General features: G+C 58.7%; 17 protein-coding genes. 11 read left to right on the forward strand and 6 right to left on the reverse strand.

The window, feature by feature from the left end; translation table 11 throughout:
* Window positions 1-45: 45 nt before the first annotated feature.
* The 3 genes from TBK1r_RS15410 to TBK1r_RS15420 all read right to left on the reverse strand — a co-directional run bounded on the left by TBK1r_RS15410 (window position 46) and on the right by TBK1r_RS15420 (window position 3,251).
* A complete protein-coding gene (locus tag TBK1r_RS15410; RefSeq protein ID WP_145212250.1) occupies window positions 46-852 on the reverse strand; it encodes a WecB/TagA/CpsF family glycosyltransferase in 807 nt (268 codons plus the stop codon).
* Between the two features lie 129 nt (window positions 853-981).
* Window positions 982-1,971: a polysaccharide deacetylase family protein gene (locus TBK1r_RS15415; RefSeq protein ID WP_145212253.1), complete on the reverse strand. Its 990-nt coding sequence runs from the start codon at window positions 1,969-1,971 to the stop codon at window positions 982-984.
* A 47-nt stretch (window positions 1,972-2,018) separates the two neighbouring features.
* Window positions 2,019-3,251 carry a sugar transferase gene (locus TBK1r_RS15420; protein ID WP_419581376.1) on the reverse strand — a complete coding sequence of 411 codons (1,233 nt, stop codon included), beginning with the start codon at window positions 3,249-3,251 and terminating at the stop codon, window positions 2,019-2,021.
* A gap of 500 nt (window positions 3,252-3,751) precedes the next feature.
* Here TBK1r_RS15420 and TBK1r_RS15425 point away from each other — a divergent pair, with 500 nt between their 5' ends.
* The 11 genes from TBK1r_RS15425 to TBK1r_RS15475 all read left to right on the forward strand — a co-directional run bounded on the left by TBK1r_RS15425 (window position 3,752) and on the right by TBK1r_RS15475 (window position 16,731).
* On the forward strand, window positions 3,752-4,387 hold the full coding sequence (locus TBK1r_RS15425; RefSeq protein WP_145212256.1) for a class I SAM-dependent methyltransferase: 636 nt from the start codon (window positions 3,752-3,754) through the stop codon (window positions 4,385-4,387).
* A 153-nt stretch (window positions 4,388-4,540) separates the two neighbouring features.
* Window positions 4,541-6,337 (forward strand): translation elongation factor 4, encoded by a 1,797-nt coding sequence (gene lepA, locus TBK1r_RS15430; RefSeq protein WP_145212259.1) that lies wholly within the window; start codon window positions 4,541-4,543, stop codon window positions 6,335-6,337.
* Window positions 6,338-6,360: 23 nt separating this feature from the next.
* Entirely contained in the window at window positions 6,361-7,527 is a 1,167-nt protein-coding gene (locus TBK1r_RS15435) for a pyridoxal phosphate-dependent aminotransferase (RefSeq protein ID WP_419581377.1), read from the forward strand.
* A 14-nt stretch (window positions 7,528-7,541) separates the two neighbouring features.
* Complete coding sequence (locus TBK1r_RS15440) at window positions 7,542-8,345, forward strand: nitrilase-related carbon-nitrogen hydrolase (RefSeq protein WP_145212262.1); 804 nt, start codon at window positions 7,542-7,544, stop codon at window positions 8,343-8,345.
* A 394-nt stretch (window positions 8,346-8,739) separates the two neighbouring features.
* Window positions 8,740-10,011, forward strand: a complete 1,272-nt coding sequence (locus TBK1r_RS15445; protein ID WP_145212265.1) for an IS110 family RNA-guided transposase — start codon at window positions 8,740-8,742, stop codon at window positions 10,009-10,011.
* Window positions 10,012-10,263: 252 nt separating this feature from the next.
* Window positions 10,264-10,701 carry a Dps family protein gene (locus TBK1r_RS15450; protein ID WP_145212268.1) on the forward strand — a complete coding sequence of 146 codons (438 nt, stop codon included), beginning with the start codon at window positions 10,264-10,266 and terminating at the stop codon, window positions 10,699-10,701.
* Window positions 10,702-10,842: 141 nt separating this feature from the next.
* Window positions 10,843-11,607 (forward strand): protein-L-isoaspartate(D-aspartate) O-methyltransferase, encoded by a 765-nt coding sequence (locus tag TBK1r_RS15455; protein WP_419581378.1) that lies wholly within the window; start codon window positions 10,843-10,845, stop codon window positions 11,605-11,607.
* A 94-nt stretch (window positions 11,608-11,701) separates the two neighbouring features.
* Window positions 11,702-12,814 carry a cytochrome-c peroxidase gene (locus tag TBK1r_RS15460; protein ID WP_145212272.1) on the forward strand — a complete coding sequence of 371 codons (1,113 nt, stop codon included), beginning with the start codon at window positions 11,702-11,704 and terminating at the stop codon, window positions 12,812-12,814.
* Between the two features lie 224 nt (window positions 12,815-13,038).
* Complete coding sequence (locus tag TBK1r_RS15465; protein ID WP_145212275.1) at window positions 13,039-14,034, forward strand: ABC transporter substrate-binding protein; 996 nt, start codon at window positions 13,039-13,041, stop codon at window positions 14,032-14,034.
* On the forward strand, window positions 14,031-16,364 hold the full coding sequence (locus TBK1r_RS15470) for a PAS domain-containing protein (RefSeq protein ID WP_145212278.1): 2,334 nt from the start codon (window positions 14,031-14,033) through the stop codon (window positions 16,362-16,364). The genes TBK1r_RS15465 and TBK1r_RS15470 overlap by 4 nt, the downstream gene beginning before the upstream one ends.
* A gap of 1 nt (window position 16,365) precedes the next feature.
* Window positions 16,366-16,731 carry a response regulator transcription factor gene (locus tag TBK1r_RS15475; RefSeq protein WP_419581379.1) on the forward strand — a complete coding sequence of 122 codons (366 nt, stop codon included), beginning with the start codon at window positions 16,366-16,368 and terminating at the stop codon, window positions 16,729-16,731.
* A gap of 26 nt (window positions 16,732-16,757) precedes the next feature.
* On the opposite strand, the gene TBK1r_RS15480 is transcribed toward TBK1r_RS15475, so the two are convergent.
* The 3 genes from TBK1r_RS15480 to TBK1r_RS15490 form a co-directional block, all read right to left on the reverse strand.
* Window positions 16,758-19,058, reverse strand: a complete 2,301-nt coding sequence (locus TBK1r_RS15480; RefSeq protein WP_145212283.1) for a sigma-70 family RNA polymerase sigma factor — start codon at window positions 19,056-19,058, stop codon at window positions 16,758-16,760.
* An 86-nt stretch (window positions 19,059-19,144) separates the two neighbouring features.
* A complete protein-coding gene (locus tag TBK1r_RS15485; protein WP_419581380.1) occupies window positions 19,145-20,554 on the reverse strand; it encodes a DUF1501 domain-containing protein in 1,410 nt (469 codons plus the stop codon).
* Between the two features lie 85 nt (window positions 20,555-20,639).
* A complete protein-coding gene (locus TBK1r_RS15490; protein WP_145212289.1) occupies window positions 20,640-22,457 on the reverse strand; it encodes a DUF1553 domain-containing protein in 1,818 nt (605 codons plus the stop codon).
* Window positions 22,458-22,510: the final 53 nt, after the last annotated feature.

Raw genomic sequence — 22,510 nt, forward strand, 5'->3', positions numbered from 1 at the left:
GGCCGCTAGATTCTATCAATCGATCGACGTCAGCCCACGGGCCCTTCAGCCGAAAAGCAAGTCGTGCTGCGGCGGCCGCCCTTGATCTCGATGACGGTGGATCAGCCCGAGCTTCTGGAGTGCAAGTCGCGACAAGAATGCCGGGTTGGTCGTCAGATAGCGTTTGAACAATCGCTTCGGTTCGTGCGCCAGTCGAAACAGCCATTCCAGACCGTGGCGTTGCATCCACGGCGGCGCCTGGGCCAACATGCCGGCGTGGAAAGCAAACGCGGCCCCGACGGCAACCAGCGGCATGCTCAGGCGATCACGCATTTCATAGGCGAACACCTCCTGCCTGGGGCAGCCCAGTCCGACGAAGCAGATCCCCGCGCCGCTGGAATTAATTTCCTCGGCCAACTCGTCGCGTTCGAGTTGCGACAACGTTCGAAAACGACTGCTGCGTGTGCCGGCGATCCGCAGCTCGGGAAACTGCCGGCACAGCGAGTCAGAAAACCGTGCCAGGACTTCGTCGGTCGACCCGAACAGAAACACCGGAACGGATTGTTGCGCGGCCGCCTGACAAAGCTTGAGCGTCAAATCAGGGCCGTACACCCGGTCGTCCAGCTTGCAGTCGTGCAACAGATTCAACGCCCAACGAACCGGCTGGCCGTCGGGGCAGACCAGATCAAATTGATTGAGCCGATATTGATGTTCGGGATCGGTCACCCCCGTCATCACACCGTGCACCGCCAGCGCGGTGACCGACATCGCTTGCCGGCCCATGGCCGCATCGATCACCCTGGCAACGGCCGATTCATAATCGATCGCGTTGACACCGATGCCGAGAACGTTTCGCTTTCCGAGGTCGATCAATTTGATTCAGGATGGGTTGGAAATAGGTGTCCGGCACCTTTTAGTGAGGACGTTGGTGTCTAGCCTTTAGGCGATTCCCGGTCGCTGCGACGCAGCGACAGTGGGCAGCTAAAGCCTTCACACCAACGCTTACGCTGGTGCCATTCGTGTGCGACACGCTTCCGCCTCGGCGTTGAGCGAGCGCACTTGTTGGATCATGGTTTGCACGTTGAAGGTTCGACCGTAGCGTTGCAGTGCCCAACGAACCAGTTTGAGCTTTTCCGCCCGTGGCATTTTCATTCCGGGGAAGTAGGCCATGTCGGGATCGTCTTCACAGCCCAGAACATCGGGTGGATGCAGCAACAACGAAGGCGTCGTGCCTGTCCATCGGCACAACCGCAACGCGCTGCGGAGGTAGGATTTGGCCGCCAGCTTCGAAACGCCGGCCAAGAACAGGAAGTAGCTGAAGTGAATCGGCGTGCGGGTCAACGGCATCACCGTCACCGGAATCTCCCACAACCGACTCGCTTCGACCGTGCGACAGAAGGGGCGATTCGGATTCCGCATCGCGGCGAATCCGCCATAGAGCTGCTTGGCTTTTTCTTTTTGCTCTCCCTTGAGCTTGGTTCGGGCCAGGAAGACGGCTCGGGCGATCGGCGCGACCGATGTCGGGAAAACGGAAGCGTCGTAGGCGTAATCCAGCTTCGCCAACACGCGGAGGACTTCCTCGGGACACGAGAATCCTGGTCCACGAAACCCCCGTGGCTGGACACCGAGCGAGGACGCGATGGCCTGATGCGTTCCAGCGATTTCCGCGAAGATTTCTTCACGATCCATGGTGTGCATCCACGGCAGATGATTCATCGAGTGATTCGCGAACTCCACCGATTCCAGTGTCTTGAACGAATCGATTGCCTCGGTGTCGCGCTCACAGCCCAGGTCGCGGCCGACAACAAACACGGTCACCGGCAACTCGAGTTCGCCGAGCAGGCTCACCATCCGCTCGGCGGCCATCGGCAGGTAGCTGGACGCCGATTCCCAGTCTTGGCGGCCGGCGGCACGGAGGTAGGCCCACTTGTTGTCGAAGTCGACCGATAGGCTGGCCGGGGGGCGTGCGTCTTTTTTAACAGATGCGTTCATGCGTGTTTTCCGCTCGAGCGCCTCATCGCGCCGCGGTACCGATGGAGCTATTCACCCCCGCGTCCGGTCAATGGCACCAACGCGGTGCGAGCGATCAGCCGCAGGTCGCGCCACAGATCGTTGCGGTCGACGTACTGCAAGTCCATCCGCATCCAGTCATCGAACGTCTCCGCCGCGGCCTTGTCGACTTGCCAATAACACGTCATGCCCGGCGGCACGTCTAAACGGCGGCGTTGCCAGTGATTGCAGGCGCGACTTTCATGCCAGGGCAGTGGCCGCGGTCCGACGAGCGACATGTCACCGCGCAGCACGTTGATGAACTGGGGCAACTCGTCGATGCACGTCTTTCTCAACAGGTGCCCGATCGGTGTGACGCGAGGATCGTGCTTGATCTTAAACGCCGGCCCGTCACGGTGGCTTTTCTGACGAAGCGCCGATTGTTTGCTCTCGGCGTCCACCACCATCGTTCGCATTTTGTAAATCGTAAACGGCTTTCCCCCCATTCCCTCACGGGTCTGTTTGAAAAATGCCGGTCCGGGACTGGTCAGCTTGACCGCCAGGCCTGCCACGACCAACACCGGGCTGACCAGGACCAAGCCGATCGATGCCCCGGCAAGATCAATCGCACGCTTGGTCAAACGCCGCGTCAGCGGTCGATCGCTGAGGAGAGCTTCGCAGGTCACAAAGGCGCTGTGATTGGAGCTGTGCTTCGGAGTGTGCGCCAAACTGCGTGCCGTACCGGTTGCCGTTGCCGTTGCCATTGCGTCCTCGTCGCGAGAAGTGACCTCTGGGGAGCGTGGCGTCTCAGCGATGATGGCGGGACGCTGCTGGACGGCCAGTCCGAGTGCGTCGCTCGAGCTTCGATCGACACGCAGCCAGCTGGATTCCGGGGCATCATCGCGGCGTCGTTTGCCGGCGCCGCTGGGCAGGTCGACATCGCGATCGGGGTCAAAGCCTTCGGGATCATGCACGCGCAATGAAAGCGTCGCATCGATCTTCCGCGTCTCGCATAAGCTGGCAAGTCGATCCAAAACGGATCGCCCGCCCATTTCGGGTGTATCGACCAGCAAGACGGCAAATCGATTGTTTCCCAGTTCGGCTTTCTGGTCGGTCAGGCGAACGTTTCGGTGCAAGATGCGAATCAAAGCCCGCCGACGCACTTGCAGTTGCCGTCCGCCCGCAACGTCGATGGTGACAATGCAAAACGGAATCGATCGTCGCGTCGCACGGATGCGTTCGCGCGCCACTTCCCGATTGAATTCCGTTCGAGTCAGCAGCAACGAATCACCATCCCGAAGGATGGAGTTTCGTGACTGCAAGCGGTTGATCAGCGCGGCTAGCACAGCAGGGTCCAAGCTCGTGTCACAGCGTCCTCGTCCATGAGCGGCGATGTGGCGGAATACGTGTTGTCGACGGCGCCCATCCCGTGGCGCCTTGGTCCAGGTTGTCTACTCTTGGTTACTTCAGTCGATCGATCGAGCGGGGCGAGCCAGCCAGGCACAATCCCCGCAGGCACAATCCCCTTCGCCGCCCTAGGCTAGTTATCCCGTGAAATCGGTCTAGGCGGTTTCGCGACAACGATCGTTGTAGTCCATGAACCAGCGAAAATGGTGACTGTTACACGGATTTTTACGGCAGGGTAATTTCTGTAACCTTATGCAACGCGTAAAGTCACGTAACTTTACCCTCAAAATGCAGTTTTTCCGCGCGAGGAGACACGTTGAACACCCCCCAGCAGCCCGGACGGCCGTCCCTGGTTCGAACACTCGAACCAGAGCCCATGGATGACGAATCGGAGGTTCAAGAGTACCAGCAAATGGATCACGAGGGTGTCAACGGCGCCTTTGTCGACGATTTGATCGGCGGGGGTACGGTCGGCCCCAAAGTCGTCGATTTGGGCTGTGGGACGGCGGCCATCCCCGTTTTACTGTGCCAGCGTCTCAGTGAAATTGAGGTTCTGGGGGTCGATTGTTCGGTCGAAATGCTGGAAGCCGCCCGGATCGAGATCGAACTCGGCTCGGTCACCGGACGGGTGTTCTTGGAACACGCCGATTGCAAGGTGCTCGACGGGTTCCAAGACGATGCCGCCGACACCGTGATTTCCAACACGATGCTGCACCACGTCGCCGAACCGGAGCGGGTGATAGCCCAGGCGATCCGCATCCTGGCACCGGGTGGACGTTTGTTTCTACGTGATCTTGCCCGACCGGCCAGCGAAGCCGAGGTCGAGGGGTTGGTCGATCTGCACGCGGCCGGGGAATCCGACTACGGCCGGCAATTGCTGCGACAATCCCTGCACGCGGCGTTGACCGTCGACGAGGCCGTGGACATTCTGGCCGGTTTTGGTGTCCCCTCCGAAGCGGTCCGGATGACCAGCGATCGTCACTGGACGGTCGATTGGATCAAGACGAACTGACGCGTGGGGCTTAAATCGACAGGCAGCTCGCGCCGGTCCGCTAACTTCATCCACGGCAACCCCGGCGTCGAATCCCTGTTGGTTGTCGCCCCGATCCACTAGGATCTAAAGCGTGAACGTTACTCTCGCTTCTTTGTCGCAAGACCCCGGCGCATGAAACAAATTCGGAACTTCTGCATCATCGCCCATATCGATCACGGAAAGTCGACTTTGGCCGACCGCTTGATCCAGGCTTGCGGCGGCGTCACCCAGCGTGAGTTCCACGACCAGATGCTGGACTCGATGGATATCGAGCGGGAACGTGGCATCACGATCAAGAGCAACACGATCACACTCGCCTACATCGCGCCGGACGGTCAGGAGTATCAGCTGAACCTGATCGACACGCCCGGCCACGTGGATTTTTCACATGAGGTCCGGCGATCGTTGATGGCTTGCGAGGGGGCATTGATGGTCGTCGATGCGTCGCAGGGCGTCGAAGCGCAAACGGTGGCCAACCTTTATCTGGCCATGGAATACGATCTGGAACTGCTGCCGGTGATCAACAAGATCGATCTGCCGGCGGCGGATGTCGACCGCGTCCGCGAGGAGATCGACGCCGACTTGGGGCTCGATCCGTTTGCGGCGATCCCGGTGTCGGCCAAGACCGGCCAAGGCATCGATGACGTCTTGGCGGGTATCGTCGAGCATCTTCCGCCGCCCAAGGGTGACCCCGACGCGCCGCTGAAAGCGTTGGTCTTTGACGCCCATTTCGACAAGTACCGCGGAGTCATCTTGCAGTGCCGCGTGATGGACGGGACGTTGAAATCGGGACAGACGATTCACTTCATGCACGGGGGTCGTGACTACAAAGTCGACGAACTGGGATACAACCAGTTCAAACTGAATCCCCGCAAACAGCTTTCCGCCGGCGAAGTCGGCTACATCGTCGCCGGCGTGAAGAGTGTTCAAGACATCGAGATCGGCGATACCATCACGCTGCTCGATCGTCCCGCCGGCGAACCCATCCCGGGCTACCAACCGGCCAAACCCGTCGTCTTTTCGTCGGTCTATCCGATGAGCACCGATGAGTACCAGGATTTAACCAAAGCGCTCGACAAACTGGCGATCAACGATGCGGCGCTGACCTTCGAAAAAGACTCCTCGGCCGCACTCGGGTTTGGATTCCGCTGTGGCTTTCTCGGGCTGCTTCACTTGGATGTGATCCAAGAGCGTTTGCAGCGTGAATTTGACATCGGCCTGGTCATCTCCGCACCGTCGGTCAAATACAACCTGACGCTCAAAGACGGATCGACCATCGACGTCGACAATCCGTCTTATTGGCCCGACCCGAGCCTTATCGATTCGGCAACCGAACCCTACATCAAGGCATCGATCCTGACCCCGGAAGAGTTCGTCGGACCGGTGATGGAATTGTGTCGAGAACATCGCTCGGAAAGCCAGACGATGAATTATCTCTCGGCGGGGCGAATCGAAGTGTCCAGCGAGATGCCGCTCGGCGAGGTCCTGTTCGACTTCTACGGCAAACTCAAGATGATCACGCGGGGCTACGGATCGTTTGACTATGAACAGATCGAGTATCGAAAGACCGATGTCGTGAAAGTCGATATCCTGGTCAACAAAGAACCGATCGACGCGCTGGCCTACCTGGTTCACCGCGACAAGGCGCGAGCACGCGCTCTGCATTATTGCGAGCAGCTTGCCGAAGCAATCCCACGCCACCAATTCAAGATCCCCATCCAAGGCGCGATCGGCGGTACGATCATCGCCCGAGCGACGATCCAGCCGTATCGAAAAGATGTGACCGCAAAACTGTACGGCGGCGACGTGACTCGCAAAAAGAAATTGCTCGAAAAGCAGAAGAAGGGCAAGGCGAAGATGAAGCAATTCGGCAGCGTCAACATTCCCCAAAAAGCCTTCGTCTCGGTGCTTCGAGCGGATAAGGATTGATCGTACTCAGGACTTGAGCTGCCGTGATCGCCAATCGAATTCAACAGGTACAAGACCCCGTCATTCCGATCGTGGGACGATGGACGAGCGAACATCCCGGAACCATTTCGCTGGGCCAGGGCGTGGTGCACTACCCGCCGCCGCAGGAAGTGTTTCGGGCGGTCGCCGAATCCGCCCAGCCCGGTCGCGGATTGGATCGTTACGGGCCGGTCGCCGGGAATGACCCGCTGATCGAAGCGATCGAAAAGAAACTGATCGCCGAAAACGAGATCGATCCGATCGCCGATCAATCGTCGGTCGTCTGCACGGCCGGTTCCAACATGGGATTCCTCAATGCCGTCCTGGCGATCGCCGAGATCGGTGATGAGATCATCTTGTTGAGCCCGTATTACTTCAATCATCACATGGCGATCGAGATCGCCGGTTGCCGCCCCGTCGTCGTTCCGACCGATCGCGAAAACCAACCCGACATCGATGCCATCACGCAGGCGATCACACCACGCACCAAAGCCGTTGTCACAGTTTCGCCGAACAATCCGACGGGGGCGGTTTATTCAAAAGACGCTCTCGCGGAGATCAACCTGATGTGTGCCGCCCGCGGGCTGTACCATCTTTCTGACGAGGCCTACGAGTACTTCACTCACGACGGGGTGCGACACTATTCGCCCGGTTCGGCCATCGGCGCGAGCGAACACACGATCTCGCTGTTCTCGCTTTCCAAGGCCTATGGGATGGCGGGCTGGCGAATCGGCTACTCGGTCGTCCCCAATCATCTGCTGGTGGGAATCAAAAAGATCCAAGACACCAATTTGATCTGCCCCCCGATCATCTGCCAGGTTGCCGCCGAAGCGGCGCTTCAAGTCGGCTCGCAGTGGTGTCGAAAGCAAATCACCGGGTTGACCGCTGTCCGCGATGCGACGCTGGAAACATTGTCCGAGCTGGGCGACCGAGTTCAGTTCGCCGTTCCCCAGGGCGCGTTCTATGTCTTGTTCCAATTGCAGACCGACCAGTCCGACATGGAACTGGTAGAAACACTGATTCGACAATTCGGGGTCGCCGTGTTGCCGGGCAGTGCATTTGGTGAGTCGAAAAGCTGCACCCTGCGTCTTTCGTATGGGGCACTCGATCCGCAATCGGTCAGCGAAGGCGTGGGGCGCCTCCGCGACGGTCTCGCCACACTCCTTTCCTGAACCGGTTACCAACGATGCAGATTGCCGCCGTCCAATTGAACATGGCTTGGGAAGACAAAGCCGCCAATCACCAGCGCCTCCGCGACTTGCTCTCCGCCGCCGCGATCCAGCCCGGCACGCTGGTGATCGTCCCTGAGATGTTTGAAACGGGATTCAGCATGAACGTGGACGTGACCGCCCAAAGCGAAGCCCGCGAAGGCGAAGCGTTGCTGCGAGATCTGGCGCGACAGTACGATGTCGCCATGATGGGCGGCGTGGCGAGCCCCGTCAGCGATGGTCGCTCGAGTAATCAATGCGTCGTCTACGCCCCCGACGGGACGCAGTTGGCACGCTATCAGAAAATGCATCCGTTTTCGATTACCGGTGAAGCAAACCATTACACCGCCGGCACGTCTCCGGTCGTGTTTCAATGGCAGGGCGTCAAGATCACCCCCTTCATCTGCTACGACCTCCGCTTCCCCGAAATCTTTCGGCCGGCGATCCTCCGCGGCGCAGAACTGATCACCGTGATCGCCTGCTGGCCGGCCGTCCGCAGCGAGCACTGGGTGCGGCTGCTGCAAGCCCGGGCGATTGAGAATTTGGCGCCCGTCGTGGGAGTCAATCGCTGTGGCGAAGAACCGAAGCTGAAGTTCGACGGCCGAAGCTGCGCCTTCGATCACATGGGAACCCCGCTCTTCGAAGCCTCTGACCAAGAGCAAGTCATCATCACCGAAATCGATCTCGAAGCGGCACGGCGGTGGCGTTCAAAATTCCCCGCCTTGCAAGACATCACAGGCGTCAGCGATTCGGCTGTTGTTGACGATTCGACACCGAACTGAGCGACGATAGCGGCTCAGCATGGCTATCGAAACCTGAATCACCCTCCCTGGCAGGGCATCGGTGGGTGCGGGGCCACGGAAGCCCTCCCTTATAGCATCTCCTCAGTGTTCGGCGTTGAGCGTCCTTGCCATCGCGCAGCCCTTTCCGCAGCGCAGCTTTGGCATGGCGGATTCTCAACGCCGCGCTGATTATTATTTGAAGCGGTAGCCAGCGGAGTGCTACGGATCCCCTCCCCAGCCGCATGACGGCTTAGCGAGACTTCCGAGCACACCGCTCGCTTCATCCCAAAACGGATCACTCAGATGTAGCTTAGCGGGCTCTCTATAAGGTTTCCGAAGTGGGTGAGGCTGGACTACCAATCACACAAGCCTTTCAACTCGGTGAGACTACAGCATGAACGACAATTCACCCACACTCAACCAATCCATCGCGCTTTTTGTTGGAATCGATTGGGCTGATCAGAAACATGACTGCCACATCATTGATTCTCAAGGCAGAGAATCGGCGATGGAACTGCCCCACACCCCCGAAGCGATCAACCAATGGATCGCCAAGATGACTGAGAAAGCCAAGGGCGGGAAAATCGCGATCATGCTCGAACAGTCCAAGGGCCCCCTGATCCATGCCTTGATGTTCCGTCAGAACATCGTTCTCTACCCGATTAACCCTAAACAACTCTCTCGCTATCGAGAAAGCTATCCGGGTGGCGATGGCAAAAGTGATCCTACCGACGCGATGTATCTGGCCAGGCTTCTTCGCGAACGAATCGAGACCCTTAAGGCATGGCTGCCTGATGATGAGCAGACGCGATTGCTGAACCGGCTTTGCGAGCAAAGACGCTTCATCGTAGGCAGCCAAACAAAACTGCGTCAGCAGCTTATCAGCGTACTTAAACAGTATTTTCCTGTAGTTTTGGAGCTGTTCGGCAAATCCCACCAGCTGGATTTGCTACTGGCTGTACTCAAGCGGTGGCCTGATCCCAGGCAACTCCGTCGTGCTGATCGTCGGTTGATTGTTCGGGTTCTGCGAGAACACGGAGTCCGAAATGAGGAGCGGCAAGAAGAAGCCCTCGATGCCATTCGTAGCTCGCCGTTGCTCTGCGATGACTCTGCCCTGATCACTCCCATGTCCATGACGGTTAAGCATTTGGCTCAGCAAATCGAAGGATCCATCAAAACGATTGAGCAGTTCGACCAACAGATTAGCGAGTCGTTCAAGGCTCACGGCGATGCCCACCTGTTCTCCTCGCTCCGAGGAGCCGGCCCAGCACTTGCGCCTCGACTTCTGTGTGCGTTCGGTTCGCAGCGTGATCGCTGGTCCGATGCCGATGAACTGGCTTCCTTTAGCGGAATCGCACCCATCACGCGTCAAAGCGGAAAGCAGCGTCATGTTCAACGGCGCTATGCCTGCCCGAAATACCTTCGCCAAACCTTTCATGAGTTTGCAGCCGCAGCCCGGACATGGTGTCCGTGGACCAAAGCTCGCTACCAAATGTTACGAGCCCAAGGAATGAAACACCACGCGGTGCTACGCAAGCTCGCACGTAGTTGGATCCGGATTCTCTACCGCGTCTGGCAGACCCGCATCCCGTTCGACTGTGGTCGATACATTGAAACTCTCAAACGCCGATTACCCGGTATCGTCCCCTACCTCGAAAATTCCTGAAATCCGAAAACAAGCCACTTGCTCAGAGCTCAGATGTCTCGCTACGCTCGCCCCTCCCGCACACGGGAGCGTTACTACTTTACTGGGTGCCTATGGGGTCGATCGCAGCGAGGGAACGGTCGACCGATCGTCGCTGTGAGACCACCACGACGGATGGGTTCGGATCGCGTTGCGCGTTGTGGGTTCGCCGTGTGGCTTGGCAGGGCACTATAATGCAGACGTCTTTACCAGTTTTTCGTGAAGGAAACCCAAATGAGTTCTTCTGTTGTTGATGCGTTGCGACAGGTCGTTGCCGATTCGTACGCGTTGATTGGTCAAACACACCTTTGTCATTGGAATGTCCGCGGTCCCGGCTTCTTTTCGCTGCACAACGCGTTCGAGCTTCAGTACACCGAATTGTTTGCCGCGGTGGATGAGATCGCCGAACGGATTCGTGCCAAAGGCGCCCTGGCTCCCGGCGGCCTGACCAATCTGGCGAATATGGCGGGCATTCCCGAGATCGCCGAAGACGCGACGGCCGATCAGATGGTCAAGCATCTGATCGAGGCCAACGAAAAATTGCTCGGCGATCTGAAGAAGGCGCGTGACATCGCCGGCGAAGCAAGCGATTCCGAATCCGAGGACCTGATGATCGCTCGCATTCAAGTCCATGAGAAAACCGTGTGGATGTTGAGGAGTTACCTCGGGTAATGCCGCACCGGCCGCAGCAATGTTTCTGAAATCCGACTCAATTCGCCGCCGTGGAATCGGCGGCGTGGCGAGTTTGGAATGACGATCCAATTCTGCCCGACGGATGCGTCGTAAGGTTCACCGTTACTGATGAGATCGACCATGGGATCGAGCCGGAAAATTGTATCCGGCATCTGGATTATTCTACTGACGATCACGACTGGATGTGGTCGCCCCTCGGAAACGACAGTGCCAAGCGACCCGACCAGCACCGATCGAAAGAAGCAGGACGATTCCTTTGCGTTGCTGCGTCGTCAAATGGTGGCCAGGCAACTTGCTGGCCGTGGTATCAAGAATGAACGTGTGCTCGATGCGATTCGACGCGTCCCTCGTCATCAATTCGTCCCGAAGCGATTGCAAGACCGGGCCTATCATGACTCGCCGCTTCCGATCGGCAACGGACAAACCATTTCCCAGCCTTACATCGTCGGCTTGATGACCGAGTTGGTTGATCTGCAGGCTGACGATCGAGTGCTGGATGTCGGGACCGGGTCGGGATATCAAGCGGCCGTGTTGGCGGAATTGGTCCAGCATGTCGACAGCATCGAGATCGTCGAATCGTTGGCCAAGGCTGCAGAGGTGCGATTGAAAATGCTCGGGTACAAGAACATCCGTGTCCGCCACGGTGACGGCTACGCCGGGTTGCCGAACGAAGCTCCGTTCGACGCAATTGTTGTCGCCGCAGCCCCTGATCATGTGCCACCAGCGTTGATCGACCAACTCGCCCCCGGCGGCAAAATGGTGATCCCGGTCGGCGATCGGGTTCAATCACTGATCCTGATTGAGAAACAAAGCGACGGAGAGGTGGTTCGTCGAAACGTGGCCCCCGTGATGTTCGTCCCGATGACGGGCGAAGCGGAAAGGTGAACTGACGTCCGGCGGCGGGCAGCGGTTTCAGAATCAACCGAGCGGTTTTGGGTATACTGCCAGAGATTCACCACTTGCCGCGAGGAGCATTACGATGAAACCGCTGGGATTGAACAACGTCGGGTTGGCCATGGTCCTTTTGATCGGAGGTTGGATGGCTGGTTATGACGGGCATGCCGTCGAAGCGGTTGATTTGGAAGCCGCCAATCCGCTGATACCGATTCCTGATCCTCCGCTGGGGATCGGCGGTGAAAAAAATCTTCCCGCGACGCTGTTGGACTTGGACGACCCGCCGACTCCCGAAACCGTTCGACTCGGCCGCTGGTTGTTTTTTGACAAACGACTTTCGGCCGACAACACGGTGTCGTGCGCGACCTGCCACAAACCGGAAAACGCCTTCTCCGAAACGACTCCGGTTTCGACAGGGATCGGCGGCCAGAAAGGGGGCCGCAAGGCGCCTTCGTTCACCAACCAGGCGTGGGCCACGCTTCCCCATTTTTTCTGGGATGGACGGGCGGCGTCACTCGATGAGCAGGCCGGCGGTCCGATGACCAATCCGATCGAAATGGGACAGAAGGACCACAGCGTCGTTGTCGGCAAGATCGCGGCGATCCCGGGTTATGCAAAATACTTCGAAGAATCGTTCGGCACTCCGGAGGTGACGATCGAAAGAATCACCAAGGCGATTGCGGACTACGAGCGGACTCGAATGAGCGGCAATTCCGCCTGGGATCGCTACGTCGCCGGTGACAAGTCGGCGCTCTCCGAAGACGCCAAAAAGGGTCGCACGCTGTTCTTCGGTAACGGGTTTTGTAACAACTGCCACAAGGGCCCCAACCTGACCGACAGTGATTTCCACAACCTGGGCGTGGGCTGGGACGAAAAAACCCAGACCTTTGCCGATGAAGGTCGTTACGCGGTGACCGAGGACGAAAAAGATAAAGGTGCCTTCAAAACACCTTCGCTCCGAGATGTCAGCAAACGCGCCCCCTACATGCACGACGGCTCCATGAAAACACTGGAGGAGGTCGTCAAGTTCTACAGCAAGGGCGGAACCCCCAATCCCTACTTGGACCGTAAAATCGATCGGCGGTTTGCCGAGCAATTGGACTTTACCGATGCCCAAGTCAACCAATTGGTCAAGTTCATGGAATCGCTTGACGGCGAAGGCTATCAGGACACCGAGCCGGCGGCATTTCCCCAATAGTGCGGCTGCACCGCGAACGTGTTCCCGCCCCGACCCCGCGGATCGCGTTTTCGACGAGTTAGCAACGAGCGGGAACATCGATTCAATCAACCGTCCCACTGTGAATCATGTCGCGAGGTTGATGGAAACACCTGAGACGGGATCGGCAAATTCGGATAAACTGTGGTGGCGATTTAGCCCGACAAGAACGGACCACACCTACCCCGTGCCGGAGGACAGCATCGATGCGAAGGAAGCGTCTATCGGTTGCGTTGGTGGTGATCGCGGGTGTTTTCGCCGTCTTAGCAATCGAAACGCTGGAAAATTGGAGCGGGAAACGCGAAACGGAAACGCCTTTATTGTTGGGCACGAATTTGTGGCTTGGCTACGAACCCCTTTTTCTGGCGCGTGATCTCGGTCATTTTGATGAGAACTCTGTTCGATTGGTCGAGTGCGCGTCCTCGAGTCAAGTGATTCGCCAATTTCGTGACAATACGATCCAGGCTGCCGCATTGACGATGGATGAAGTCTTGTTATTGAGAGAGCGCGGTCTGGACCTGCGTGTGGTGCTGGTCATGGACATCTCACAAGGCGGCGACGCGATTCTTGCCCAGGGCGACGTGCAGGATTTGGCCGATCTCCGTGGGCGCAAGGTCGGGGTGGAGAACTCCGCCTTGGGCGCATTCGTGCTGACGCGTGCCCTGCAAAAGGTTGACCTCTCCGTCCAGGACGTGACCATTGTGTCGGTGGAAGCGGACGAACACGAACAAACATTTCTATCGCAAAAGATCGACGCGGTCGTGACGTTTGACCCCGTCCGCAGCCGACTGCTGGCTGCCGGAGCGATCCAATTGTTTGACAGCACCGATATGCCGAATGAAATCGTCGATGTCCTGGTCGTCCGAGCCGACGCATGGGAGCAACATCAATCGCACCTCGTCACGGCCCTGCGCGGGTGGTTCAAGGCACTCGAGTACCTCCGAGAAAACCCCGACGAAGCACTCCGCCGCGTGTCACTGAGGATCAAGCTGACACCCGAGCAGATCAGGCAGAGCCAAAAGGGTTTGCACGCGCCGAACTTACAGCAAAACCTGTCGCTACTCGCTGGGCAACCCTCTCCGTTAGAAGAAAACTCGCATCGCTTATCCAAGGTGATGGTCGATAACGCGTTGCTGGGAAAGGAGGTGGTTCTTTCCGATTGCATTTCGGCCGAGCCGTTGATGGAGGTGTCGGCGCGATGAACGATCGATCGGCTCCGACACGACCGCTCGATTCGCAGATCGATTCGACGATTCAATATCCGTTGCGGATTCTGTTGCCGCTGAGCCTGATGGTGATGGTGTTGGCGCATACCGGTTGGTCCCTGTTCTCCAATCGTTCGCAGATCGTCCACAGCACCAATCGCGAGGCGGTGATCGTTTTGAGGCGGACGATGTCGCAATTGGCGGGGTCATTGGAGCGGGCCGCGCGGCGCAATGAACTCTCCACGATGCAATATTCGCTCGCATCGCTGGGTGCAGATCCCGAGGTCAAGTTTGCCGTGTTGATCGATGAAAACGATGACGTCATCGTCTCCATGCGACGCGCCGATGTCGGTCATCGGTTTGCCGAGTCCTTGCCGCAAAACTATCAAGATTCACCGATCCTGGGTCCCGGCGCCCTCGCACGTGTCCGCATGTCGCAGATCAGCAGCACCGTTCCGTTCGGCGACGGGCACACCATCGTCGGCATCCACCCGGTCGTGCTGGGCGCCAAGGCCGATCGGATCCGCCCCGATCACTTGGGGCTGTTCGTCGTACTTCGTGACATCAGGCCGACCATCCAACGGGCCACCACCGCGGTGTCCCGCCAGGCACTCGGGACCTTAGTGATGAGTTGCCTGATCGCCATCGGTCTGGGGCTCTTCTTTCACTTCCGAATCGCCAAGCGTTTGGAACGATTGGAACAAATGACGCGGATGGTCGGCGCGGGAAACCTGACGGTGCGGACCGGCATTACCGGTGGCGATGAAGTCGCCGCGCTGGCCCGTTCACTCGATCGCATGGTGGTTGATCGCGACAGCGTCGAACAAACACTGGGCTTACAGGCGATGATTCTTGCCCATGTCCATGATGCGGTGATCTCGACCGATCTGAACGGAAATGTCGAGACCTGGAACAGTGCCGCGACGCGGCTGTTCGGATATTCGGTCGAGGAAGCCGTCGGCCGCTCCGTCGAGTTCCTGTTCTTTTCCGACCATGTGGTCGACTGGAAAGAACAGGTCATGCCGCCGCGAACGGAACGTTCCGCCGACGACCTGCAAATTCGATTGCGCCGCAAAGATGCCAGCGCGGTCCTGGTCTCGCTTCGTCTGTCGTTGATGAACGCCGATGACGGTCGCCCGATCGGCATCATCGGTTGCTGCAACGATATCACCGAGCAGAAACGGATCGAAGCGAAGTTGGGCGAAAGCGAAAAGCTGGTACGAGAAAAGTTGTCCGAATTGGAGCATCTGTATCGGACGACGCCGATCGGATTGTGCATGATGGATACCGACCTGCGGTACCGCCGAATCAATGATTACCTGGCCGAGATCAATGGACGGCCCGTGGAAGCGCATCTCGGCCGGCCACTACGCGAGGTCTTGCCAGACATCGCCGACAGCATCGAACCGCTTTATCGTGAGGTGATCGAGACCGGCCAGGCCAAACGCAGCATTGAAATCGAACGGCCTCCGGTTGACGGTCACGGCCAATCGTCGTTCTTTCTCGCCAGCTACCACCCGCTCAAAGATGATTCCGGTCGGGTACGGGGCGTGAGCACCGTCGTCAAAGATGTCAGTGAACGACGCCGCGCCGAAGAACGACTTCGAAACAACGAAACACAATTGGCTCACGTCTCACGACTGTCCACCATGGGGGAAATGGTGGCCGGGATCGCACACGAAATCAATCAACCCCTGTACGCAATCGCCAACTACGCGGCCGCCTGCGAACACCTCTCGCGAAGACGTGAGCCCGGCTGGGAGGACAAGGTTCAATCCGTCATGGGACAAATCGCCGACCAGGCCGTTCGTGCCGGGGAAATCATCCGCCGGGTGCGAGGCTTTGTTGCCAACACAGAATCAGACTACAGCCCGATCGATCTGAACGAATTGATTCGCGACACCACCCAACTCCTCTCCTTTGAAGCCAAACGTCTTGGTGCCACCGTGTCGTTGGAACTCGATGATGCCCTTCCACCGGTGATGGGCGACGCGATCCAGATTCAACAAGTACTCGTGAATCTGATTCGCAACGCATTTGAAGCGATGGACGGACAAGTCAATGGCAAGAACAACGTTCTGATCCGCAGTGCAATACTCGGTGGTGACGTTTCGGTGTCGGTGAAAGACTCCGGTCCCGGCATCTCCTCTGACATGGTGGATCAACTCAAAGAACCGTTTTACACGACCAAAGAACAAGGATTGGGGATGGGGTTGGCGATCAGCCAAACGATCGTCGCGGCGCATGAAGGCCACTTGGAGATCCGATCGGACGCGGCCGGGGCCGAGTTCTGCATCACGTTTCCCGCCCTGCACGAGATTTGCTGAAATGGTTGCCCCACCCACCGTTTTCGTGATCGATGATGACCCGTCGGCACTCAGATCGGTTTGTGCCTTGCTGACCGCGTTCGGGATGACGGTCAAACCCTTCGACTCCGCCGAAGATTTCCTGGCCGACTATGACGAATTGCAGCCTGGTTGTCTGCTTTTGGACGTGCAACTGCAGGGCATCGGCGGGCTGGATCTATTGCGACAGCTGAGAAGGAACCATCTTGATTTGTCCGTGATCGTGATCAGTGGGAACGCGGACAAGCAGGTCGTCAGAACCGCAACCGAGCTTGGCGTGACCGAGGTTCTTCACAAACCGGTCCAGCCGCACGATTTGGTGGACGTCATCCAGAGGGCGTTGGGATGATCGGCAACGACCGCAACCCCGCCGCGTCAACGGCTTGCCCGTTGCGACGTCACTTCGAACGGCATCGCGGGCAGGAAGCCATAGTCGGTACGTCTGGGTTTGGGTGCAGGGTCGGCTTCGGTCGGTTCGGGGGTGAATTCCTTGTAGACGCTCAACAACAGGTTCCCCCGCTCGCCCGGCTGAATCTTCTCACCAGACACCTCAAGCTTGATCGCGGCGCCCCCGACCGCATCCGGAACGATCGAAGCGGTGATTCCCTCGGGGGCTTCGTACAGTTCGACATACAATTGATCGACCGGCGTCCGTTGGGCATTGATCATGGCCCGTAACAAGAACGCTCCGTCACGCGGCAGCTCAATCCCGTCCTCGGGCATGGCGATCTTCAGCGGCATGTCGGCCCCAGGGCGTCCGCTGACCATCACGTTCCAGTTTTCCACCGGAACCAGGTGGTACCAGATGAACGCTTGCATCATATTCTCCGCGGGAATCGCCGGCCGCACGATTTTGGATCGGCTCCGCAATCGCCTCGGTGCGGAACCTTCCATCTGCAGGGTGATCGCTGTCTCAGTCGGCTTCTGAGGGACGGTCAGCGTCATCCGAATTTGATCGGATGTTCCAGGAATCATACCGCCATCGAGACGGTATCCGGGCGGCGGATCAACGAGGGTTAGATCGATGTCCTGGTCGAAGCCGTCTTTGCGCAGCGCGAACACGCTGATCGGTACGACCTGTCCGGCGCGGGCGATGATGCTGGACGGCACCACGCGGAGCTCATAGTCGGCTTGCGGTGGTCGGAGATGAAGTCGATACCCGAAATCGGGACCGCCGTTGCCTTGCGCGTCGGTGACGGTCAGGTAGTAGTCCGATCGCGAGCCGACCGAAGCCTCCAGGTGCGAATCGGCGTGATGGGTCAGCATCGCTTGCGACAGGTCCTTGTAGTCGTCATTGAAAGCGACTTCGTTTCCTTGGGCGTCGGTCAACGTCAACATCGAATCGAGTGGCGAACCGAGACGACGCGCGTGAATTTCGGCAATGATTCGACCGGTGGCGTTGATCCGATAAACGTCCACGTCACCCGGTTCATCGATTCGACCATTGACCGTCATGCGAGTGGAGATCTCTTGTGCGGTTTCTCGATCGTTGTTGGTCGCTTCCTCCATCACTTCCGGCCAATGGTCAATTTGCAACGGAAAACGCACGGCGTGATCGCCTTGGATGGAGGAGTACCAGCGTTGGGGGCGATACTGTTGACGCGACATGGTTCGGATCTTCTGCTCCGTTCGGGTCAGGTTCCAGCCTCGCAATTGGATCGTTGATTCCGATTCCACGCGTGCCCCGAGCGGAAAGACGCTGGTGACAAACGGTATTTCACCTACCGTGATTCGATACACAAAGTCCTCGCGGCCACGAAACAGTGCGTCGCGGATTTCAAGCGTGTAACGGCCGTCCCGGGGAACTTCAAAATAGAGCAACGGATCTTGGCGGTAATAAAACGAATCGGCGAAACTCACTTCGTCACCGGCTTCGTCCGTCATCCGTACGACCGCTTGAAACCATCCGGGGACGGCATCGGCGAGGTAGGGGATCACCTCACGGGCGGCGACGTGAACCACCAGCTTCATGCCTTGCTTGGCTTCCATTCGAAATCGATCGACGTCCCCCGGCATGATCTGGCCGTTGATCACCAGCGGAAAACGCCCCGTCACCTCCGTGGCAACCAGATCGTTCGGCTCCGACTCACGCGTCTCCATCCAGCGATCCACATGGAACCAGATCGGGTTGGAGATCGCATTGTCGCTCAGGAATCGCAACTCCCGCTTTCCCACCGCGGCTTCCAACGACGCGGTGATCCGCAACGTGACCTCTTCTTCGAGTTGGTCATTGGGTTGACGTTTGGGATCGCGGTCACGCCTGCGATAGATCTCCATCTCGCGGAGTTGTTCTTCGGTGATCCCGGCGGCCTCGGCGATCTCCTCGTCGGTCGGATTGTTGTTGCTGCCCCGTAAAACGGCTTGTCCCATCAGCCGTTCGCGCGTCTCGCGAAACTTCATGTTCAGGTTGTTGTACTCACCCGCAGTCAGTGGCCGGTACCAGCGGAGAATCTCTACTTTGACGCCCTCGCCGGACACGTAGACTTCGCTGGCGTCCTTCAAGTACTGTCCGCCGACAACGACTTCACAGGTCATCCCACGTTCGCATCCGGCTGGAAAGACGTACGCCAGATGCGGAGCTCTGCCGCGGTTTTGCGCCAGTGCCGGGGCAGACGCTACCGCGCACAACAACAGCACCGCGCAAAACGCTGACCGTGGAAGCGGGTGTTGATTCATCGTTGCCTCTCGATCATGAGGTGGGTTAAGCATCCTGCTTGCTGTTGAGCCTGAATCGCAAGCCGGAAGCTTACGGCACTTGTTTGTTAGGTGATTTCTTTGAGTCGTCCGCCGCTTTTCATGCCCTCGTCCGCTCCGGGCGTGGCGCGGACAAATTCGCCCATCGGATGCGGCAAACTGGCCTCGGGGTCGATGCCCAGTAATTCGTACATCGTGCCGATCAGATCGCCGGGATAGACCGGCCGGTCCTGGACGGTTTCGCCGCGTGCATCGGACGTCCCGACGACATGGCCACCTTGAAATCCGCCCCCGGCAACCAACGAGGAGAACACCGAACCGAAGTGATGGCGACCACCATTCCAGGGCGATTCGGAAGCGACCTTGGGCGTGCGTCCGAATTCACCGATGCACCACACAATGGTGCTGTCCAACATGCCGCGGTCGTCCAGGTCGGCGATCAGCGTCCCCAGACCGCGATCGAGTTCAGGCAACTTGCGACGCATCGACGGAAAATGATCTTTGTGTGTGTCCCAACCGCCGTGATTGATCGTCACAAATTTGCAACCGTTTTCGATCAATCGCCGCGCCGCCAAACACGATTGTCCAAACTTGGTGCGGCCGTAACGCGTCCGCATTTCATCCGGTTCGGTGTTCAAATCAAAGACCTTTCCGGCATCACCGACGATCAAGTCGTAGGCGTGTTGGCGGGCTTGGGCCGCCATCGACAAACTGGGACGGCCGGGGATCGCACTGCCGAGCGAGTTCATTTCGCCAAGCAATCGCCGTCGATCCAGTTGTTGCTCTTTGGACAGATGGGGCGAAATGATGCCTTCCACGGCGAACCGCGCCGCGTTCGGGTCGCCACCTGTGGCAAACGGTTTGTATTTGATTCCCATGAACCCGGCTTCGGAGAACCGACCTTGGGGACTGGTCAGGACGATGTACGGCGGGATCAAATTTTCTTTCTCACCCGGTTTCAGTTCGGGGAAACCTTTGAAGGCCGTGACGACGGCGCCCGCGGCGGGATAGACCAGCCGCCCCGGCATGCGACCGGTTTGAGTCAAGTAGGATGCGGTTTCGTGTCCATTGACGCCGTGGGTCATGCTGCGAATCAACGCGTATTTGTCCGCCACCTTGCTGAGTTCGGTCAACAGTTCCCCGATGTGGATCCCGGTGACGTTGGTCGCACTGGTGCCGCTGAGCGGGCCGGTGTAGTCGCTGCCCGATTCCGGCTTCGGATCAAACGTATCGGTGTGCGGCGGCCCGCCGGCCAACCAGATTTGGATCACCGCCTTGGCCTTGGCCGAATCCAGCCGGGCGGCCGAGTCCACGTCGACCGACGAGGGCGTTGCCCCCGCGGCAGCCGTGTCTGCGGCGCATCGGTGTGCGGAGATCAGCTGAGACGCCATCATCAAACCGGCGGCATTGATCGCGCCACCGTGCACGACCTGTCGGCGGCTCAGTCGCCCGCAATCGTTTCGTCGTCTCGGTCTCATCGTCATTCTCACAGGTAAAAAGTGGCGTAAGCTTCCAGCTTGCGATCGTGGCGTAAGCTTCCAGCTTGCGGTCGTGGCCTCAGCTTCAATGTCGGAACAAAAACTCATCACTATTGATCAGGACCCAAGCCAACTCGCGCGCCCCACGCGGATCGTCACAGAGCGCCGCAGCCGTATTGAGTTCATTTTCGGTCGGTCTTCGAGACAGGATGGCCAAATAAATTCTCTCGGCGGTGTCCCAGGAATCGCGGCCCTGTTGGACCAACGATTGGATTCCAGGTCCACGCTCGATCTTATTGCGGATGTGATTGGAATTGAGCAGATGCAGCGCCTGCGACGCCGTCAGGCGGTTGTTGCGTTCGGACAACAGACCGGTGTCACGCGCAGGGCGGCCGAACATTTCCAGGAAGCTGCTGGTGATGCTGCCATCGGGCAGCACGATCGCGCGGTGACCATCGGGCAGGAACGTAAAGGGTTCCGGGATGATGCTCATGTAGGTTTCGGTCGTGCCGGTGATTTGGCAAATCGCGTCAATCAAGACCTCGGCGTCGAGTCGTTGGGTCGGGTAATAGGCGAAGTGCTCGGCCGCGCGATCGTCATCGGATTCGGCAATGCACGAGAGTTGGTAGGCACTGGAGTTGAGGATCAAGCGATAGACGTGCTTGATGTCGTAGTCCGATGCGACCAGTTCCCGCGCGAGCGTGTTGAGCAGTGGCAGGTTGGCGGGCGGGTTGTCCTGCCGCACGTCGTCGGGCGGCTCGACGATGCCGCGGCCGAGCAACCAGTACCAGATACGATTGGTGACCGCGCGGGCGAACCAGGGGTTGCGGCGGTCGGTCAACCAATCGGCAAAGACCTGACGAGGGTCCTGATCCGGCGGAATGCGAACCGATACACCGCTGGGGTAGACGGCGTCGACGGCTAGATTGGGATCGGCTCCGTTGCGGCGTCGATCAAAGAACACGATCTCTTCTTTCCATTCGCCGGTCGGTTTGTAGCCGACCTTGCTGAAGAATTGTGCCACGCCGGCGCGTCGGGTTTCGGGCCAACCCTCGGATCGCTCGCCGAGAAACGTCAACGCGACGACGTGCGAGATCGCCTCGGGTTCCTTGCTCTGAAGCGCCCGATAGAAATTGACTTGGGGCGTTCGAAAGTTACTTCCCGACGCAGTCAACAACTCGCGTGCGAATCGGTCATAGGGCAGGTTGGTCTTGATCGCCGAATGGATCCAGCGGTGGTAGGCCTGCGCCGCTCCGGGCCACAGATTGATCGGAAACTCCGCCTTGACGCGCAGGACGTCGCACCATTTCATCGCCCAATAATCGGCGAATTCAGGTCGCTGAAGCAATTCATCGATCAGGGCTTGCCGTTTGTTCTCCTGGTGGTTGTCCAAGAACGACTTGGCCTCTTGGACCGTGGGCAGGGTTCCCAACACGTCGACATAGAGTCGCCGCAGGAAGACTTCGTCCGAGCAGAGTTTGGCGGGTTTGATGTTCAGCGCGATCAATTGTCGAAAGACATCGTCGTCGACGGCATTGTGGCCGTGGACCGGGTGGGAGCTTTCGTAGATGTCGCGGACATCGGGCACGTTGCCTGGAGCGGATCGGCCGAGCCCGGAGGCGGTGACCATCGTCGCGGCGTTGGCGAGCGGGCGAGGCTGTGAGGATCTCGGGTCGACACCGGCCAACAATCGGCCGGTCGCGTTGGGTGACGTCTGCCGGCGTGGGGCCGGATCCGGCGCGGGCTGCCCCGGCAACGCGGCAGCCGAACGTTCCGGACCGACGGCAGGCCGTTGCGTCGCGATCCGGGATGGATCGTCGGCCACATCGGGAACGGTCAACCACCAGACCAAACCGCACAACAGGGTGACCGAAAGTGACGCCGCACAGGCCAGGATCCACATCGGGCTCCAAGGTTCTCGGTGTCTTCGAAAACGGTTGTTCCGTACTCGAAGGA

It is taken from the genome of Stieleria magnilauensis, assembly GCA_007753675.1.
In the GTDB taxonomy this organism is placed as follows: domain Bacteria; phylum Planctomycetota; class Planctomycetia; order Pirellulales; family Pirellulaceae; genus Stieleria; species Stieleria magnilauensis.

What these genes read in the sequence shown, in the direction of transcription:
- TBK1r_RS15415 (WP_145212253.1), bottom strand. Translation starts at nt 1,971, where the DNA reads ATGAACGCATCTGTTAAAAAAGACGCACGCCCCCCGGCCAGCCTATCG.
- TBK1r_RS15425 (WP_145212256.1), top strand. Translation starts at nt 3,752, where the DNA reads ATGGATGACGAATCGGAGGTTCAAGAGTACCAGCAAATGGATCACGAG.
- lepA (WP_145212259.1), top strand. Translation starts at nt 4,541, where the DNA reads ATGAAACAAATTCGGAACTTCTGCATCATCGCCCATATCGATCACGGA.
- TBK1r_RS15440 (WP_145212262.1), top strand. Translation starts at nt 7,542, where the DNA reads ATGCAGATTGCCGCCGTCCAATTGAACATGGCTTGGGAAGACAAAGCC.
- TBK1r_RS15445 (WP_145212265.1), top strand. Translation starts at nt 8,740, where the DNA reads ATGAACGACAATTCACCCACACTCAACCAATCCATCGCGCTTTTTGTT.
- TBK1r_RS15450 (WP_145212268.1), top strand. Translation starts at nt 10,264, where the DNA reads ATGAGTTCTTCTGTTGTTGATGCGTTGCGACAGGTCGTTGCCGATTCG.
- TBK1r_RS15455 (WP_419581378.1), top strand. Translation starts at nt 10,843, where the DNA reads ATGGGATCGAGCCGGAAAATTGTATCCGGCATCTGGATTATTCTACTG.
- TBK1r_RS15460 (WP_145212272.1), top strand. Translation starts at nt 11,702, where the DNA reads ATGAAACCGCTGGGATTGAACAACGTCGGGTTGGCCATGGTCCTTTTG.
- TBK1r_RS15465 (WP_145212275.1), top strand. Translation starts at nt 13,039, where the DNA reads ATGCGAAGGAAGCGTCTATCGGTTGCGTTGGTGGTGATCGCGGGTGTT.
- TBK1r_RS15470 (WP_145212278.1), top strand. Translation starts at nt 14,031, where the DNA reads ATGAACGATCGATCGGCTCCGACACGACCGCTCGATTCGCAGATCGAT.
- TBK1r_RS15475 (WP_419581379.1), top strand. Translation starts at nt 16,366, where the DNA reads ATGGTTGCCCCACCCACCGTTTTCGTGATCGATGATGACCCGTCGGCA.
- TBK1r_RS15480 (WP_145212283.1), bottom strand. Translation starts at nt 19,058, where the DNA reads ATGAATCAACACCCGCTTCCACGGTCAGCGTTTTGCGCGGTGCTGTTG.
- TBK1r_RS15485 (WP_419581380.1), bottom strand. Translation starts at nt 20,554, where the DNA reads ATGAGACCGAGACGACGAAACGATTGCGGGCGACTGAGCCGCCGACAG.
- TBK1r_RS15490 (WP_145212289.1), bottom strand. Translation starts at nt 22,457, where the DNA reads ATGTGGATCCTGGCCTGTGCGGCGTCACTTTCGGTCACCCTGTTGTGC.